General features: G+C 64.8%; 16 protein-coding genes and 1 pseudogene. 9 read left to right on the top strand and 8 right to left on the bottom strand.

Features of this window, described 5'->3' with window-relative positions:
• Nucleotides 1–13: 13 nt before the first annotated feature.
• Nucleotides 14–868, top strand: coding sequence for a sulfurtransferase (locus HU735_RS00655; protein WP_186712033.1), 855 nt, complete (start codon nt 14–16; stop codon nt 866–868).
• A 49-nt stretch (nt 869–917) separates the two neighbouring features.
• Here the strand turns inward: HU735_RS00655 and HU735_RS00650 are convergent, their stop codons facing one another.
• The 6 genes and pseudogenes from HU735_RS00650 to HU735_RS00620 all read right to left on the bottom strand — a co-directional run bounded on the left by HU735_RS00650 (nt 918) and on the right by HU735_RS00620 (nt 8,237).
• Nucleotides 918–1,910, bottom strand: coding sequence for a hydrolase (locus HU735_RS00650; protein WP_186712032.1), 993 nt, complete (start codon nt 1,908–1,910; stop codon nt 918–920).
• Nucleotides 1,911–1,970: 60 nt separating this feature from the next.
• Nucleotides 1,971–3,174: pseudogene (locus HU735_RS27370) on the bottom strand (pitrilysin family protein).
• A 197-nt stretch (nt 3,175–3,371) separates the two neighbouring features.
• Nucleotides 3,372–4,709, bottom strand: a complete 1,338-nt coding sequence (locus HU735_RS00635; protein ID WP_186712029.1) for a pitrilysin family protein — start codon at nt 4,707–4,709, stop codon at nt 3,372–3,374.
• 84 nt (nt 4,710–4,793) lie between these two features.
• Complete coding sequence (gene rsmD, locus HU735_RS00630) at nt 4,794–5,396, bottom strand: 16S rRNA (guanine(966)-N(2))-methyltransferase RsmD (protein ID WP_186712028.1); 603 nt, start codon at nt 5,394–5,396, stop codon at nt 4,794–4,796.
• On the bottom strand, nt 5,396–6,889 hold the full coding sequence (locus tag HU735_RS00625) for a pitrilysin family protein (RefSeq protein ID WP_186712027.1): 1,494 nt from the start codon (nt 6,887–6,889) through the stop codon (nt 5,396–5,398). Before HU735_RS00625 ends, rsmD begins: the two co-directional genes overlap by 1 nt.
• Nucleotides 6,882–8,237: a pitrilysin family protein gene (locus HU735_RS00620; protein ID WP_186712026.1), complete on the bottom strand. Its 1,356-nt coding sequence runs from the start codon at nt 8,235–8,237 to the stop codon at nt 6,882–6,884. Before HU735_RS00620 ends, HU735_RS00625 begins: the two co-directional genes overlap by 8 nt.
• A 234-nt stretch (nt 8,238–8,471) precedes the next feature.
• Between HU735_RS00620 and ftsY the strand changes: the two genes are divergently transcribed.
• The 4 genes from ftsY to rpoH all read left to right on the top strand — a co-directional run bounded on the left by ftsY (nt 8,472) and on the right by rpoH (nt 12,723).
• The gene (gene ftsY / locus HU735_RS00615; protein ID WP_186712025.1) at nt 8,472–10,064 is read left to right on the top strand and encodes a signal recognition particle-docking protein FtsY; all 1,593 of its coding nucleotides are present in this window, start codon (nt 8,472–8,474) and stop codon (nt 10,062–10,064) included.
• Nucleotides 10,061–10,732, top strand: coding sequence for a cell division ATP-binding protein FtsE (gene ftsE, locus HU735_RS00610; RefSeq protein WP_011531723.1), 672 nt, complete (start codon nt 10,061–10,063; stop codon nt 10,730–10,732). Before ftsY ends, ftsE begins: the two co-directional genes overlap by 4 nt.
• Complete coding sequence (gene ftsX, locus HU735_RS00605) at nt 10,729–11,757, top strand: permease-like cell division protein FtsX (protein WP_186712024.1); 1,029 nt, start codon at nt 10,729–10,731, stop codon at nt 11,755–11,757. The genes ftsE and ftsX overlap by 4 nt, the downstream gene beginning before the upstream one ends.
• Before the next feature lie 111 nt (nt 11,758–11,868).
• Complete coding sequence (rpoH, locus tag HU735_RS00600; RefSeq protein WP_050707365.1) at nt 11,869–12,723, top strand: RNA polymerase sigma factor RpoH; 855 nt, start codon at nt 11,869–11,871, stop codon at nt 12,721–12,723.
• Nucleotides 12,724–12,888: 165 nt separating this feature from the next.
• Here the strand turns inward: rpoH and mtgA are convergent, their stop codons facing one another.
• Complete coding sequence (gene mtgA / locus HU735_RS00595; protein WP_186712023.1) at nt 12,889–13,599, bottom strand: monofunctional biosynthetic peptidoglycan transglycosylase; 711 nt, start codon at nt 13,597–13,599, stop codon at nt 12,889–12,891.
• A 64-nt stretch (nt 13,600–13,663) separates the two neighbouring features.
• On the opposite strand from mtgA, the gene HU735_RS00590 reads away from it, so the two are divergent.
• The 4 genes from HU735_RS00590 to trmB all read left to right on the top strand — a co-directional run bounded on the left by HU735_RS00590 (nt 13,664) and on the right by trmB (nt 15,935).
• A complete protein-coding gene (locus HU735_RS00590) occupies nt 13,664–14,035 on the top strand; it encodes a DUF423 domain-containing protein (RefSeq protein WP_186712022.1) in 372 nt (123 codons plus the stop codon).
• 102 nt (nt 14,036–14,137) lie between these two features.
• Nucleotides 14,138–14,338 (top strand): sulfur carrier protein ThiS, encoded by a 201-nt coding sequence (gene thiS, locus HU735_RS00585; protein WP_050707401.1) that lies wholly within the window; start codon nt 14,138–14,140, stop codon nt 14,336–14,338.
• A gap of 52 nt (nt 14,339–14,390) precedes the next feature.
• On the top strand, nt 14,391–15,203 hold the full coding sequence (locus HU735_RS00580) for a thiazole synthase (RefSeq protein ID WP_028689130.1): 813 nt from the start codon (nt 14,391–14,393) through the stop codon (nt 15,201–15,203).
• A 9-nt stretch (nt 15,204–15,212) separates the two neighbouring features.
• Nucleotides 15,213–15,935, top strand: coding sequence for a tRNA (guanosine(46)-N7)-methyltransferase TrmB (gene trmB, locus HU735_RS00575; protein WP_028689129.1), 723 nt, complete (start codon nt 15,213–15,215; stop codon nt 15,933–15,935).
• A gap of 1,291 nt (nt 15,936–17,226) precedes the next feature.
• On the opposite strand, the gene HU735_RS00570 is transcribed toward trmB, so the two are convergent.
• A complete protein-coding gene (locus tag HU735_RS00570) occupies nt 17,227–17,553 on the bottom strand; it encodes a DUF3392 family protein (RefSeq protein ID WP_011531731.1) in 327 nt (108 codons plus the stop codon).

The following is a 17,553-nucleotide window of genomic DNA, read 5'->3' as shown; positions in this document are numbered from 1 at the left end:
TCAGGAGATTGTCATGCCCCTTGCGCAACTGATCACCCCGCAACAGCTGGCCGAACGCCTGGACGCGCCCGGCCTGGTGATCCTCGATTGCCGCTTTGCCCTGGAGGACGTCGACTACGGCCAACGCAGCTATGCCGAGGGGCATATCGCCGGGGCGCATTTCGCCGACCTCGAGCGTGACCTGAGCGGGCCGGTGGTCAAGGGCCGCACGGGGCGTCACCCGTTGCCCGATCCGCAGCGGCTGGTGGAGCGTCTGCGCGAGTGGGGCGTGGACAACGACAGCCAGGTGGTGCTCTACGACGACGGTCCCGGCGCCTATGCCGCGCGCGCCTGGTGGCTACTGGCCTGGCTGGGAAAACGCGAGGCGGTGTTCATTCTCGACGGCGGCCTCAAGGCCTGGCACGCCGCCCACTTGCCATTGAGCCTGGATTCGCCGGTGCGCCGCGAGGGGACGTTCAGTGGTGAGCCGGACATGAAGCTGCAGATCGACGCCACGCACCTGGGCAAGCGCCTGGACGATCCGGCGCTGACCCTGATCGATGCCCGCGGGCTGCCGCGTTTTCGTGGCGAGGTGGAGCCAATCGACCCGGTGGCCGGGCACATTCCGGGCGCCCAGTGCGCGGCGTTCACCGACAACCTCGGCGCCGACGGGCGTTTCCTGCCGGCCGACACGCTGAAGCAGCGTTTTGCCGAGAAGCTGGCCGGCCGTTCGCCGGAGGACCTGGTGGCTTATTGCGGCTCTGGCGTGACCGCCTGTCACAACCTGTTTGCCCTGGCGCTGGCGGGGTATCCGCTGGGGCGGCTGTATGCCGGGTCGTGGAGTGAGTGGATCAACGATCCGCAGCGCGGCGTGGCCACTGGCGAGTAATTCGTAGCGTTGGAGCGGGCTTGCCCTTAGCCATATTCCTGGATGAGGGCTAGCGCCCGTCCATCAGCCATTGCGGAATCCGCCGTTCCAGGTAATACCCCGGATTGCGCAGGCTGCCCTCGACGAACCCGACATGGCCACCGCGATTGTGCAGTTCGAACTGCGTCAGTGGCGCCAGTTCGTCGGCAGTCGGCAGGCTGTGGCCGAACACGAACGGATCATCGCTGGCATGGATGATCAGCGTCGGCGTGCGGTTCTTCCCCAGGTAGTAGCGGCTGGACGCCCGGCGGTAGTAGTCATGGGCATCGCTGAAGCCATTGAGCGGCGCGGTTACCTTGCCATCGAAGTCCCAGAAGGTGCGCAGGTCATGCAACGGCCCCAGGCGTTCGAGGGTCGCCAGCCCTTCATGGTGCCCCTTGTCCCGAAAGTGCCGCTGCTTTTCCTGCACGTATGCCAGCATCGCGCGCATGAAATGCGCCTGGTAGATCTTCGAGAATCCCAGGCCGATGCGGTCGGCGCACTGGTCCAGGCGAAACGGCACCGACACCGCCACTGCCGCCTCAAGTTGACTGGCCGAGCCACTTTCCCCCAGGTATTTGAGCAGCACATTGCCGCCCAGCGAGTAGCCCACGGCATACAGCGGCGCCAGCGGCCGCTGTGCTCGCAGGTGGCGGATGGTCTCGGCCAGGTCTTCGCTGGCGCCGGAGTGGTAGCTGCGCGCCAGCAGGTTGGGCTCGCCCGAGCAGCCGCGCCAGTTCACCGCGACGCTGGCCCAGCCACGCCCCTGCAAGGCCAGTTGCAGGCCTTTGACATAGGGCGAGTTGGATGAGCCGGTGAGGCCGTGGAGCACCAGCACCAGCGGCGTGTCGGGCTGATGTGGTCCGTGCCAGTCGAGGTCGAGGAAGTCGCCGTCGGCCAGCCACAGGCGCTCGCGGTTGCGCGGCAGGTCCGGGAGCTTGCGCCAGAGAGGCCCCCACAGTGTCTGCAGGTGGGGGTTGGACAGGCCGGTGGCCGGGCGGAAGGTGGCGGTGAGACTGGGCATGCTGGGCGACTCGTGGTGTGCCTGCCTAGAGTGCCATGAAACACCGCCGCTGTACCTGCGCTATTGGTCGGCATCCGGCGGAGGTGGCAAGGGCAACTGTTCTACGTCCGGGCCCAGGCTTATGACTACTTGTGGGGCTTTGGCCAGCAGTGTCCTTGTGGCCTCGCGGATGTCTGCCGGGGTCAGCGCTGCCAGTTTGTCGGAGTAGGTCGCCAGGTGGTCCGCAGGCAGCTCCTGATGGCTGAACGTCGCCAGGCACTTGGCCAGGTCCTCATTGCTTGCCAGGGTATGCTGCAGCTTGCCGACAAGTTGGCTCGAGGCCACGTCGCATTCAACCTGGGTCGGTCCATGCGTACCCAGGCATGCCAGCATGTTTGCGACCAGCATGCATGAGGCGTCGCGATACTCAGGAGCAATATCCCACTCGATTTGCAGCAGGTTGGCGGCATCGAACGGTTGCAGCGATGAGCTGGCGCCGTAGGTCAGGGCGCGTTTGACCCGCAGCTCCTGAGCCAGCCTCGATTCGAAGCCACCCCCGAGAATTTCATCCAGCATGACCAGTGCGGGATGCCATGGGCTCCCTGGCGATACGTTGACCGGCACTGTGAGCATGACCGAGGTCGAGGTTCCTGCCCTTTCAAGACGTTGTGTGTGCGTTCGGCGCTGGAGAGGGGTCTGGCAGCTGTGCCGCCCAGTTTTGCGGTAGCGCCTGAACGAGGTCGGCAACCAGTTGGTGCGCCTCTGCAGGTGACAGGTCGCCCACCAGGCCGATATCGACGTTGTTGGCCGAGTAGGCGCGCTGGTGAAAGGCCCGCAGCTGTTGGTCCGTAATGCCATCAAGTCCTTCGGCCGTGCCTGTCACAGGGATGGCATAGGGATGATCGGCGAACACGTGGGCCATGGTGGCGTCCGACTTTCTTGTCGAGGGGTACCATGCTCGTGCTCGCTGGGCGATGGCCAGTCGCTCGCGAATGCGCGCAACGTCGTCCGGGCGCAATGCCGGTTGGGCGAGCATTTGCGTGAACAGCGACAGAACACTGGCCCGTAGTGCGGGCAGGCTCAGGCAGCGCAGGGTAACCACGGCTTCATCGTGGTTGATGCTTCTGTTCATGATTGCGCCATGGCCTTCGAGAAACTGGGCAAACCGAGCGCTATCGAGTTGTTTGGTACCTTGGTCGAGGCTGTACAAGACAAGGGCGGCTAGGCCTGGGTTGTCGCCATCGAGCACGCTACCGGCACGGAAGCGAAGCGCCAGGTCGAACATCGGCCGTTCGTGGGCCGGCGTGAAGCTGACCCGGGCACCTTCGGGAGTGACCCACTGCTGGACCTTGACCGCCAACGGTTGCAGTTGCGTCAGATCAATGCCTTGGGCAGCGTTCAAACCGGACATGGCGGCGACCGCTGCATCGGTGGCAGGGCCGCTGCAGATCAGCGGCGTGGAGAGGGTACTGGCTGCTTGATTCATGCTGGATCTCCGGGCTGCAGGTAGGTAACAGTCAGCCTCTCGCGGCTCAGGTAGTCGAATGCGACTTGGCGTACGGTTGCGCTGTCGAGGTGTCGGACGATGTTGGCCTGTTGGTCGATCAACGAAGGCCCCAGGCCTGAGGCGGCTGCTTGTCCAATAAGTCTGGCTTGCCAGGTGATGCTTTCCTGGTTGAACAGGTAGCGGGCAAGCAGGCGCAGTTTTGTGCGATCCAGTTCTTCTTGAGTGAGCGGTGTGTGGCGCAGTTCATCTACCAATCTGTAGATTTCTTCGGCAGCGTCGTGAGGGGTGCAGTTGTCGGTATTCACGTACGCAGAAATCGTCAGCAGGGTGTCGCCGCGAAGCAACGGGTCGTAGGAGAGCACAACCCCCTTCAGTACGTTCCTGTCGCGCACCAAACGGCTGTACAGCCTTGAGCTGAAGCCTTTGCCGAGCAGCTCGCCGAGCAGTTTCAGTGCTGGGCCTGTGGTTACCTGGGGCGCAGTTGCCAGGCTTGGCACGTTGAATGACATGAACAACCCCTCACGTCCCATAGGCAGGCTTACAGCCTGGCTTCGTGCCTTTAACGGTATTTCGTGGCGTGGGACGGGGCGCGGCGTTGTGGCTGCTACAGGCAGGTCTGCAAAATACCGGGCCACGTACTGCTTGAGCGTTGTGAGGTCGACGGCGCCTACTACCACGAGCGTGGCGTTACCTGGTGCGTACCATTGGTCGTACCAACTGCGCAGCGTGTCGAGCGTCAGGTTGTTCAGGTCACTGGCGAGGCCGAAGGTGGGGTTGCCGTAAGGACTGCTCGCATGTGCGAGCTTCAAGTGCTGATGACTTGCTTGCTGCAAGGGTGCGTTATCGATTTTCAGCCGGCGCTCGTCTTCGACCGTTTTTATCGCCAGGTCCATTTCAGGCTGGCCGAAGGTTGCAGTGGTCATGGCATCAGCCATGATTTCGAGGGCGATCGGCAGGCGTATCGCGGGTAGTTGAATATCGAAAGCCGTCGCGTCGTCTGTGGTGGTGCCATTGGCTTTGCCACCCAGGCGTGCGATCACTTGTAGGTACTGACCTTTGGCGAGTTTGCTGCTGCCATCGAAGATCAGGTGTTCCAGAAGGTGCGAAAGGTTGGTTTGGCCCGCCGGTTCATCGCTGGCACCCACGTGGTACCAGAGTTGAACCGCTGCCAGTGGGGTGCGGTGGTCCTCTCGCAGGTAGACGGTCAAACCGTTGTCCAGCGTGAAGTGCTGTAACGCTGCCGATGGTGCGGCTGCGATGGCTGTTAGGCCGGCAGAGACCACTGCGTCGTCGAGAAGGGGAGGCGATGACATGGCCGAAGTGCTCCTGGTTGGTGGCGAACCGGAGCAGCTTCAGCAAAAATGCGCGTCTGCCAGCACTACATAGTTAGGGCTTTCTCAACTGCGCTGCCACAACGCGTAGTGCACCTGGCCGGTCTTCTTCTCGCGGTGCAGGCGCCAGTTGCCCGGCATCGGCAGCGAGGAGGGCACGGCTTCGCTTTCGGTGTAGATCCACGCCTGCTCGCGCAGCCACTGGCCCTGCTCCAGCAGGTTGCAGGTGTTGGCCAGCAGGTCCTGGTGGAACGGCGGGTCGAGGAAGACCACGTCGAACTGCTGTTTGGCCGGGCCTTGCAGGTAGCGCAGAGCGTCGGTCTGCAGGATCTGCCCACGCGGGCAGCGCAGCAGCTCGAGGTTGTTCTTGAGATTGGCGATGGCCGCTGGGTTGCTGTCCAGTGCAACCGCGTTCTCGGCGCCGCGAGACAAGGCCTCCAGCACCAGCGCGCCGCTGCCGGTGAAGGCATCGAGCACCAGTGCGCCTTCGATGTGCGGCGCCAGCCAGTTGAACAGGGTCTCGCGCACGCGGTCAGGCGTCGGTCGCAGGCCATCGCCTTCCGGCACGGCCAGGCGGCGGCTGCGCCACTCGCCGGCGATGATGCGCAGTTGGCCGGGGCCCTTGCTGGCGCCCGGTGCCGGGCGTGCTGGGGTATTGGGTCTTGCCATTAGTGCTCCGGTACGCCGAGCGGCTGCTCGGCGGGTTTGTCAGTGGGGGCTGGCAGGGGCTGCTGGGCCACCTTAGGGCCGACGGTGACGATCACCAGCTTGTCCGCCGCCAGATGGTTGTTCATGGCGGCCTTGACCTGCTCGACGGTCAGCGCCTGGGACTGCTGCATGAAGTCTTCCAGCCAGCTCAGCGGCAGGTTGTAGAAGCCGATCGCGCCCAGCTGGCCGACGATGCTGGCATTGCTGGCGTTGGACAGCGGGAAGCTGCCGGCCAGTTCGCGCTTGGCGTCGTCCAGTTCTTGTTGAGTCGGGCCATTTTTCAAGTAGTCGGCGAGGATGTCCTGGACCAGCTTGAGGGTGCCTTCGCTAAGCTCGGCGCGGGTCTGCAGGTTGATCATGAACGGGCCGCGCACCTGCATCGGGCTGAACACCGAGTACACGCCATAGGTCAGGCCGCGTTTCTCGCGCACTTCGCTCATCAGGCGGGTACCGAAGGCGCCGCCACCGAGGATCTGGTTGCCCAGCGACAGGGCCGGCCAGTCCGGATCGTTACGGTCGATGCCCAGCTCGGCCAGCATCAGGTGGGTCTGCTTGGACGGGAAGTCGACATGGGTCGCGCCCGGCTTGGGTTCGACCGGCTGCTCGGGCTTGGCCAGGGCCGGGCCCTTGGGCAGGCCGGCGGAGACCTGGGCGGCAATGGCTTCGGCTTCTGCGCGGCTGAGGTCGCCGACCAGGGCGATCACCGCGTTGCCGGCCGAGTAGGCCTTGGCGTGGAAGCCGCGCAGCTGTTCCAGGGTAATGCCCGGGATGGTTTCGGCGGTGCCGTCGCTGGGGCTGGCGTAGGGGTGTTTGCCGTAGAGGTTGGCGAACAGGGTCTTGCCGGCGATCTTGCCCGGGTTCTGCTTCTCGTACTCGAAACCGGCCAGCAGCTGGTTCTTGATGCGCTTGAGGGCATCCTCGGGGAAGGTCGGCTGGCCCACCACCTCGGTGAACAGCTTCAGCGCCGGCTCGCGCTTGTCGCTGGCGCTGAGGCTGCGCAGCGACGCCACGGCCATGTCGCGGTACGAACCGTTGCCGAAGTCGGCGCCCAGGCCTTCGAAGCCCTCGGCGATGGCGGTAACGTCCTTGCCGGCCACGCCCTCGTTGAGCATGGCGTTGGTCAGGGTGGCCAGGCCCGGGGTGCCGCTGTCCTGGCTGCTGCCGGCGGCGAAGGTCACGCGCAGGTCGAACATCGGCAGCTCGCGGGCCTCGACGAACAGCACGCGGGCGCCTTCGGCGGTGGACCAGTGCTGGATGTTCAGCTGGCGCCGGCTGGGGGCCTTGCCGTCCAGTTCGGCCAGCGATTGCAGGGTGTTGGCCGGGCGGGCCGCGGTGTCTGCCTTGCCTTGGTTGTCGGACTGGGCCGGGCGCGCCAGCAGCGCGGCGACGGCCACCACCAGCACGATGATCGCCAGGCCGAACAGGGTGTAGCGCGGTGCGCTGCGATCACTCATGGGCGGACTCCTCGGGCAGTACATGGGCAACGCTCAGGCGTTCGCGGGTGAAATAGGTGCGGGCGGCGGCCTGGATGTCCTCCGGGGTCACGCGCTTGAGGTCGTCGAGCTCGCTGTCGATCAGCTTCCAGGACAGGCCGACGGTCTCCAGCTGGCCGATGGTAGTGGCCTGGCTGCTGATGGAGTCGCGGTCGTAGACCAGGCCGGCGATCACCTGGGCGCGCACGCGTTCGAGTTCCTCGGCGGTCGGCGGCGTGGTCTTGAGCTCGTCGAGCAACTGCCAGATGCCTTTTTCCACTTCGGCCAGGGTCTTTTGCTTCTGCACGTTGGGCGTGGCCGAGATCATGAACAGGCTGTCGCCGCGGGTGAAGGCGTTGTAGCTGGACGAGGCGCCGGCCACCAGTTCCTGGCCGCGTTCCAGGCGCGCCGGCATGCGGGCGCTGTAGCCGCCGTCGAGCAGGGCCGAGATCAGGCGCAGGGCGTTGACGCCGCGCGGGTCCTTGGCCGTGGCCAGGGCCGGTACGTTGAAGCCGTAGACCAGGCTGGGCAGTTGCGTGCGCAGGTGCAGGGTAAGCTGGCGCAGGCCCGGCTCGGCCAGCTCCAGCGGCAGCTTGCTCGGCGGCACGGCGCGCTTGGGGATGGGGCCGAAGTACTTCTGCGCGAGGGCCTTCACCTCGTCGGGCTTGACGTCGCCGACCACCACCAGGGTGGCGTTGTTCGGCGCGTACCAGGACTCGTACCAGTGGCGCAGTTCCTCGACCTTCATGCGTTCGAGGTCGGCCATCCAGCCGATGGTCGGGGTGTGGTAGCCGCTGGCCGGGTAGGCCATGGCGCGGAACAGCTCGAAGGCCTTGGCGTTGGGCTGGTCGTCGGTGCGCAGGCGGCGTTCTTCCTTGATCACCTCGATTTCGCGGCTGAACTCGTCGGCCGGCAGGCGCAGGCTGGCCAGGCGGTCCGCCTCCAGCTCGAAGGCCACCGGCAGGCGGTCACGGGCCAGCACCTGGTAGTAGGCGGTGTAGTCGTCGCTGGTGAAGGCGTTCTCCTCGGCGCCGAGATCGCGCAGGATGCGCGAGGCCTCGCCGGGGCCGAGCTTGGCGCTGCCCTTGAACATCATGTGCTCCAGGGCGTGGGACAGACCGGTCTGGCCCGGCGTCTCGTAGCTGGAGCCGACCTTGTACCAGATCTGCGAAACCACCACCGGCGCACGGTGGTCCTCGCGCACGACCACCTTCAGGCCGTTGTCGAGGATGAATTCGTGGGTGGGTTGCACATCGGCGGCGAAGGCCGCCAGCGGCAGGCACAGCGTGCCGAGCAACAGGCCAGCGGCGCGGCGGGCTAGAGCATTCATACGGTGTTCAACCTGTTCGGCGGCCCGCTTGGGTTTAGCGTCGGCGGGCCAGGAGGTGCTAGGATACTGATCCGGTTGCCTGGCGACCATGCCTGTCGCCGTTCTGGCCCACAGGCCCTTACGACAAAACGTTGCGCATGAACCCGCTGGCTTCACAGTAGTCTGTTCTGCGTGACTCAAGAATTCCCGATGCGCCACTGCTGGCGCATCGCTACCCTGAGATAGCCGTCTTCCATGTTTGGTTCCAACGACGACAAAAAAGCGCCGGCCGCGGCTGGCGAGAAGAAAGGCCTGTTCAGCTGGTTCCGCAAGAAGCCGGAGCAACCTGTCGCCGAACAGCCGCAAGCCCCCCAACCGCCCGTCGAGGCGCCGGTGGTACAGCAGCCTCCTGCCGAGCAGCCCGCTCCGCTGGCCGAGGCACCCCAGCCTGTGCCGGTGGAAGTCCCGCTCGAGCCTGTCCAGGCGGCCGAACCTGAGCCTGCCGCTGCGCCTCAGGCGCCGCAGCCCGCTGTAGTGCTCGAAGCACCCCGGTCTGTGCCGGCAGAGGTCCCGGCCGAGCCTGCCTTGGTGGCCGAGCCTGAGCCTGTCGCTGTGCCTCAGGCGCCGCAGCCCCCTGTGGGAGCGGGCTTGCCTGCGAATGCGTCGGACCTGTCAACGGTTGTGCCCGAGCCAACACCGCCTGCGCCAGTAAGCAATTTGGTGCTGCCAGTCGCGGAAGAGCCGGTGGCGCTGGTGCCAGATCTCGAACCCAAGGCCCCGCCCGCTATCCCTGAGCGCCATGCCCCTGAGGTAGTGGTGGCCGAACCAGCCCCTGTGCCCGAGCCCGAGCCGGTAGCGTCTGTCGCTCCCGCTCCGGCTGCCGTGGAACCTGCGCCAGTCGCCGCCGAACCCGCCAAACCCGGCTTCTTCGCCCGCCTCAAGCAGGGCCTGTCGAAGACCAGCGCCAGCATTGGCGAAGGCATGGCCAGCCTGTTCCTGGGCAAGAAGGTCATCGACGACGACCTGCTCGACGAGATCGAGACCCGCCTGCTGACCGCCGACGTCGGCGTCGAGGCCACCTCGACCATCGTCCAGAACCTGACACAGAAGGTCGCCCGCAAACAGCTGGCCGACGCCGACGCCCTGTACAAGTCGCTGCAGGACGAACTGGCCGCCTTGCTGCGTCCGGTCGAGCAGCCGCTGAAGATCGAGGCGCAGAGCAAGCCCTACGTGATCCTGGTAGTCGGCGTGAACGGCGCCGGCAAGACCACCACCATCGGCAAGCTGGCCAAGAAGCTGCAGCTCGAAGGCAAGAAGGTCATGCTCGCCGCCGGCGACACCTTCCGCGCCGCAGCGGTGGAGCAGTTGCAGGTGTGGGGCGAGCGCAATCAGATCCCGGTAATCGCCCAGCACACCGGCGCCGACTCGGCCTCGGTGATCTTCGACGCGGTGCAGGCCGCCAAGGCCCGGGGCGTCGATGTGCTGATCGCCGACACCGCCGGCCGCCTGCACACCAAGGACAACCTGATGGAAGAGCTGAAGAAGGTCCGTCGGGTGATCGGCAAGCTCGACGCCGAGGCGCCCCACGAGGTGCTGCTGGTGCTCGACGCCGGTACCGGGCAGAACGCCATCAGCCAGGCCAAGTACTTCAACCAGAGCGTCGAGCTGACCGGCCTGGCCCTGACCAAGCTGGACGGCACCGCCAAGGGCGGCGTCATCTTCGCCCTGGCCAAGCAGTTCAACATCCCGATCCGCTTCATCGGTGTGGGCGAGGGTATCGACGACCTGCGCACCTTCGAGGCCGAACCCTTCGTCAAGGCGCTGTTCGCCGAGCGGGAACCTTCATGATCCGATTCGAACAGGTAGCCAAGCGCTATCCCAACGGCCACGTCGGCCTGCACGAACTGAGCTTCCGGGCGCGTCGTGGCGAGTTCCTGTTCGTCACCGGCCACTCCGGCGCCGGCAAGAGCACCCTGCTGCGCCTGCTGCTGGCCATGGAGCGTCCGACCAGCGGCAAGCTGCTGCTGGCCGGGCAGGACCTGGGCCAGATCAGCAACGCGCAGATCCCGTTCCTGCGCCGGCAGATCGGCGTGGTGTTCCAGAACCACCAGCTGCTGTTCGATCGCACGGTGTTCAACAACATCGCCCTGCCGCTGCAGATCCTCGGGCTGTCCAAGGCCGAGATCGCCAAGCGCGTGGATTCGGCGCTGGAGCGCGTGTCGCTGAGCGACAAGGGCGAGCTGTTCCCGGCCGACCTGTCCACTGGCCAGCAGCAGCGCGTGGGCATTGCCCGCGCCATCGTCCACCAACCGGCCCTGCTGCTGGCGGACGAGCCCACCGGTAACCTCGACCCGCGCCTGGCCGCCGAGATCATGGGCGTGTTCGAGGACATCAACCGCCTGGGCACCACGGTACTGATCGCCAGTCACGACCTGGCGCTGATCGCGCGCATGCGCCACCGCATGCTGACGCTGCAACGCGGCCGCTTGATCGGCGATGGGGAGGCCGGGCAATGAGCACCACACGTACACCAAAGGTTTCCGAGCGCGTGGCGCCGAAAGCCGCCGATCCGCAACCGACGAAGAAAAAGCGTGGCGATCACGACGACGATGGCCCGGACTTCAGCACCCTGCTGCACGCCTGGCTGGAAAGCCATCGCGCCAGCCTGGCCGACAGCCTGCGCCGCCTGGCCAAGCAACCGATCGGCAGTTTCTTCACCTGCCTGGTGATGGCCGTGGCGCTGAGCATGCCCATGGGCCTGTCGCTGCTGCTGAAGAACGTCGAGAAACTCGGTGGTTCCTGGCAGCGCGCGGCGCAGATCTCGCTCTACCTCAAGCTCGATGCCAGCAGCCGTGACGGCGAGGCCCTGCGTGACGAGATCAAGGGCATGCCGGGCGTCGCCGAGGCTCAGTACGTCAGCCGCGAGCAGGCGCTGGAAGAGTTCCAGCAGCAGTCGGGCCTGGGCGAGGCGCTGCGCGAGTTGCCGGACAATCCGCTGCCTGGCGTGGTGGTGGTAACGCCGACCGAGGTCGACAAACCCGCCCTGGAAGCCTTGCGCCAGCGCCTGTCCGAGCTGCCTCGGGTGGAAGCGGCGCAGCTGGACCTGGTGTGGGTCGAGCGTCTGGCGGCGATTCTCAAGCTGGGTGACCGCTTCGTCTTCGGCCTGGCGGTGATGCTGATTTCCGCTCTGCTGTTAGTAATCGGTAACACAATTCGTCTACATATCGAAAACCGCCGGGTCGAGATCGAAGTGATCAAGCTCGTCGGCGGTACCGACAGCTACGTGCGCCGGCCTTTCCTGTACATGGGCGCGCTGTACGGCCTGGGTGCGGGCGTGCTGGCCTGGGGTATCCTGGCGTTTGGCCTGAACTGGCTGAATGACGCGGTGGTCGGGCTGTCCGGCCTGTATGGCAGTGATTTCGCCCTGGGTGGCGTGCCGGCCTCGGATGGCCTTTCACTCTTGATCGGGGCGGTGCTGTTAGGGTATATCGGTGCATGGATCGCCGTCGCTCGGCACTTGAACGAGCTGGCACCGCGATAAATGTTTCATGGCCAGTATTGACAAATTTTTCATCCTGGAACTTGTACAACGGTTCCTTGTCTATGCTGGCAGTGCCCACAAGGCACGAGTCTGTAAGCCGGAGGTACTTGAATGACCACATCGTTGCAACCTGCCTATGCCCTGGTTCCCGGTGCAAACCTGGAAGCCTACGTGCACACGGTCAACAGCATCCCCTTGCTGTCGCCGGAGCAGGAGCGTGATCTGGGCGAGCGTCTCTACTATGAGCAGGATCTCGAGGCCGCTCGTCAAATGGTGATGGCCCACCTGCGTTTCGTCGTACACATCGCCCGTAGCTACGCCGGCTACGGGTTGGCCCAGGCCGACCTGATCCAGGAAGGCAACGTCGGCCTGATGAAGGCGGTCAAGCGTTTCAACCCGGAAATGGGCGTGCGTCTGGTGTCCTTTGCGGTGCACTGGATCAAGGCCGAGATCCACGAGTTCATCCTGCGCAACTGGCGCATCGTCAAGGTGGCCACCACCAAGGCCCAGCGCAAGCTGTTCTTCAACCTGCGCAGCCAGAAGAAGCGTCTGGCCTGGCTGAACAACGACGAAGTGCATCGCGTGGCCGAAAGCCTCGGCGTCGAGCCCCGTGAAGTGCGCGAGATGGAAAGCCGTCTGAGCGGCCAGGACATGGCTTTCGACCCGGCGGCCGAAGCCGACGACGACAGCGCCTTCCAGTCGCCCGCGCATTACCTGGAAGACCACCGCTACGACCCGGCCGTGCAGTTGGAGGACGCTGATTGGAGCGACAACTCCACCAGCAACCTGCATGAAGCGCTGCAAGGCCTGGACGATCGCAGTCGCGATATCCTCTACCAGCGCTGGCTGGCCGAGGAAAAAGCCACGCTGCATGAACTGGCGGAGAAATACAGCGTTTCGGCCGAGCGAATTCGCCAGCTCGAGAAGAACGCGATGAACAAGGTCAAGGCACTGATCGCGATCTGATCGGCGCCTGGCTGGAGTGAAAAAGCCGCTGTTCTCGCAAGAGACAGCGGCTTTTTTTGTCCGCCGAGAATGTGGCGGGGCGTGGGAGTGGGCTTGCCCCGCGATGGCGATGTTGCGAATGAATCGGCTATCGCGGGGCAACCCCGCTCCCACGAAAGCCAGGTCTCAAAGCCTGCGCGAAGTATCCAGCTGCATCAGGTAGCTCGGCCCGCCCAGCTGGCTCATCTGCCGGCGAATCCAGCCCGCCCGACTCGCCACATACGCGCTTGGCCGGCTGGCACTCCACTTGATCGGGCTCGGCAGCACCGCCGCGAGCTGTGCGGCCTGTTGTCGCGTCAGGCGGCTGGCGTCCACGCCGAAGTGGTAGCGTGCCGCGGCCTGGGCTCCGAACACGCCCTTGCCCCATTCGGCGCTGTTCAGATAGACCTCGAGAATCCGCTCCTTGGACCAGAACAGCTCGATCAGCGCGGTGAACCAGGCCTCCAGCCCCTTGCGCAGCCAGCTGCGCCCTGACCACAGGAACAGGTTCTTGGCCACCTGCTGGGTCAGGGTGCTGGCGCCACGCACCTTGCCGCCGCGCTCGTTGTAGGCCAGCGCCGCCTGGATCGCCGGGATGTCGAAGCCCCAGTGGCTGGCGAACTTCTGGTCCTCGCCGGCAATGACCGCGACCTTGAGCTCGTCGGAGATGCCCTCCCAGGGCGTCCAGTCGCGTTGCAGGTCGATGGGCTCGCCGCTGAACCACGACTCCACCTTGCGCTCGACCATCAGCGCGGTGCCGGGCGGTGGAACCCAGCGCAGCAACAGGACCACGGCGGCGCTGCCGGCTGCGAACCAGAGCAGGGCGCGGGAGAGGCGGCGCAGGAGAGATGACAGCATGGTGATGGCTTGGCCGGACCGTTGGAACGGGCCATTATACAGACCCCTCCCGAGGAGTCGTCCCATGCTTCGCAGCTTCCTGATGCTCGCCGCGTTCTTCGGCTTTACCGGCGTCGCCCTCGGCGCCTTCGCCGCCCATGGCCTGAAGAGCCGTCTCAGCGCCGACTACCTGGCGATCTTCCATACCGGCGTGACCTACCAGCTGGTGCACGCCCTGGCGATCCTCGCGGTGGCGGTGCTCTCGGCGCACCTGCCGGGGCGCCTGGTCGGCTGGGCCGGCGGTCTGTTCGCCGTGGGTATCGTGCTGTTCTCCGGTAGCCTCTACGTACTGACCCTGAGCGGCCTGGGCAAGCTCGGCATGATCACTCCGCTGGGTGGCTTGTGCTTCCTCGCTGGCTGGCTGTGCCTGGGCCTGGCCGCCTGGCGCCTGGGCTGACCGAACGGTCCACAATCGCGACTAATGGCGCGCATCGCCCTTGGGTTGCGGGGTGGATCGGGGCTAGAATGCGGGCCCCAAAGAACAATGGTGGCCGTGCGCATGCGCATTCAATTGAACGGTGAACCTTACGAACTGCCCGAGGGCGAGAGCGTCGCGGCGCTGCTGGGCCGGCTGGAGCTGGCCGGTCGCCGGGTGGCGGTGGAACTGAACCTGGACATCGTGCCGCGCAGCCAGCACGAGAGCACGCGATTGAGCGAAGGCGACCAGGTCGAAGTGGTTCATGCCATTGGCGGTGGTTGAGCGCATCCCGCCGATTCATCCAAAGCCCCGTAACCTTTCCTGAGGAACATCGATGAGCAACGTTCGCAGCGACAAGCCTTTCGTCCTGGCCGGGCGCACTTTCCAGTCGCGCCTGCTGGTCGGCACCGGCAAGTACCGTGACATGGAAGAAACCCGCCTGGCCACCGAGGCCTCGGGTGCCGAGATCGTCACCGTGGCCGTGCGTCGCACCAACCTCGGCCAGAACGCGGGCGAGCCGAACCTGCTCGATGTGCTGTCGCCCGACAAGTACACCATCCTGCCGAACACCGCGGGCTGCTTCGACGCGGTCGAGGCGGTGCGTACCTGCCGCCTGGCCCGTGAACTGCTCGACGGCCACAAGTCCCACGAGGAGCGGACGCTGGTGAAGCTGGAAGTGCTGGCCGACCAGAAGACCCTGTTCCCCAACGTGATCGAAACCCTCAAGGCCGCCGAAGTACTGGTCAAGGACGGTTTCGATGTGATGGTCTACACCAGCGATGACCCGATCATCGCCCGCCAGCTGGCCGAAGCCGGCTGCATCGCCGTCATGCCGCTGGCCGGCCTGATCGGCACCGGCCTGGGTATCTGCAACCCCTACAACCTGCAGATCATCCTCGAGGAATCCAAGGTGCCGGTGCTGGTCGATGCCGGCGTGGGGACCGCCTCCGACGCCACCATCGCCATGGAGATGGGCTGCGAGGCGGTGCTGATGAACTCGGCCATCGCCCACGCCCAGCAGCCGGTGCTGATGGCCGAGGCCATGAAGCACGCCATCCTTGCCGGCCGCATGGCGTATCTCGCCGGGCGCATGCCGAAGAAACTCTATGCCAGCGCGTCCTCGCCGCTGGAAGGTCTGATCAAGTAAGAGCCCCAGATGACTGAATCGCAAGAAACGCCGATCACCGAAGACGGCGAAGCCCGCCCGCACCGCCGCATCAAGAGTTTCGTGATGCGTGCCGGGCGCATGACCGAAGGCCAGCAACGCGGCCTGGAGCAGGGCGGTCCGCTGTTCATCCTGCCGTTGACCGACAGCCCGGTGGACTACGACCAGGTGTTCGGCCGCTCGGCGCCGCGTACCCTGGAGATCGGCTTCGGCATGGGGCACTCGCTGCTGGAAATGGCCGCCGCCTCGCCCGAGCTGGACTTCATCGGTGTCGAAGTGCACCGTCCGGGTGTCGGCGCACTGCTCAACGGCGTGCTGACCCAGGGCCTGAAGAACCTGCGGGTGTACGACTGTGATGCCATCGAAGTGCTCAACCGCTGCGTGGCCGACAACAGCCTCGATCGCCTGATGCTGTTCTTCCCGGACCCTTGGCACAAGGCGCGTCACCACAAGCGCCGGATCGTCCAGCTGGAGTTTGCCGAGCTGGTGCGCCGCAAGCTCAAGCCCGGTGGTGTGTTCCACATGGCGACCGACTGGGAGCCCTATGCCGAATACATGCTGGAAGTGATGAGCGCAGCGCCCGGCTATCGCAACCAGGCGGCTGATGGCGCCTACGTGCCACGCCCGGAAGAACGGCCGATCACCAAGTTCGAGCGCCGTGGTGAGCGCCTTGGGCATGGGGTGTGGGATCTGAAGTTCGAGAAGGTGAGCTGAGCCGGATTCGTTCGGCGCTGTCCTTCAAGCCTGCGAGATTGCAGGTACAAAAAAACCGCCTTGAGAAGGGCGGTTTTTTTATGTGGGCCTCGGGTTACGAAGCCTAGCCCACGAACATCACTGGAGACAGTCACAACTGGATCTTAGGATGGCCTCGAATACAGGTCAACCAAGGAAATATCCGGCATTACGTGTGACAGGGCAGGTAACAGCTCTGGTAGGGAGGTTCACGTAAGATCGTTTTGCTCGCATGTGATTTCATCCGGTGACGGGCCTGGAAGCCAAACGCTTTCTCGGCCCCTTCGACGTGACCTACGACTCGCGCCGGTGATACTTATCGAAGGGCCACCCACCTGGCCACTTCACTGGAGACAGTCACATGCTCTCCGAAGGTGTCGAAGTGCCGGTTAGACGCTGGAAGATTGGCCCAGCCAACACGGAGGCCAAGGCATATGAAGCGTTTGCTGAATACGCTGAGCCGCGTCTGGAAACTGGTTCGGATCCTGATTGTGTTCAGGTCTGTCAGGGACTTCCTGCGCGATCACTTTGACGATGCCCGCTAAGGGTTAGTCGGGTGAGAAGCCGTCCTGGCTCGCCAGGGCGGCTTTTAGCAAGTGCTCAGCCCCGCCGATCAGCCGCCCCGCCAATCAACACCAGCACCTTGGAAGACATCGGCAGGGCGTCAGCCAGGTCTGCCTGCAGCCAAAAAAAACCGCCTAGCTAAAGGCGGTTTTTTTATGCGGGCTTCGGGTTACGAATCCTCAGCCTGCGCAGTTCAAGCGTCACTGGAGACCACCCACAAACGCGATACTAGGAGTACTCGTGGAGTGCGTCAATCACGGAAATATCAGGCATCAAGTGCGACTGAGCAGGTAACAGCCTTGAACCTTTCGCTGTCGTAAGATTGCCCCGCTCTCATGGGGGAAATTCCAGTGGCGGGCCGGGAAGCGAATTCGTTCTGCTGTCTCGGCCCCTTCGACGCGGCCTACGAACCGCGCCGGCAGAGTTTCGAAGGGCCATCTACCCGGCCACTTCACTGGAGACCACCCCCAATGATCTCCGAAGGCGTCGAAGTGCCGGTCAGACGCTGGAAGATTGGCCCAGCCAACACGGAGGCCAAGGCATATGAAGCGTTTGCTGAATACGCTGAGCCGTGTCTGGACGCTGGTTCGGATCCTGATCGTTTTCAGGACCGCCAGGGACTTCCTGCGCGATCACTTTGACGATGCCCGCTAAGGGTTAGTCGGGTGAGAAGCCGTCCTGGCTCGCCAGGGCGGCTTTTAGCAAACCCTCAGCCCCGCCGATCGGCCACCACGCCAATCAATACCAGCACCACCAGCAGCACTGGTGCCAGCGCATAGTTGTTGAACTGCCCCAGCCCCTTCACGATCCACGGCGTCGCATAGATCAGTGCCGCGCCGCTGCCGATCATCACCAGCAGCGCCATGAACGGCACCCGCAGGGCGCCGGCCAGGCCACCCAGGCGGCCTTCCACCCAGCCCTTGATATCGGTGCCGAACAGCACCAGCAGGCAGCCCACCAGGGCCAGCGAGATTTCTGACAGGTTGCTGCGGCTCCAACGGGAAACGGTCGAGAGCAGGTCAAGTACCAGGTCCAT

The organism is Pseudomonas sp. BW16M2 (assembly GCF_014268865.1).
GTDB lineage: Bacteria > Pseudomonadota > Gammaproteobacteria > Pseudomonadales > Pseudomonadaceae > Aquipseudomonas > Aquipseudomonas peradeniyensis.
This window is presented reverse-complemented; position numbering and strand designations above follow the sequence as displayed.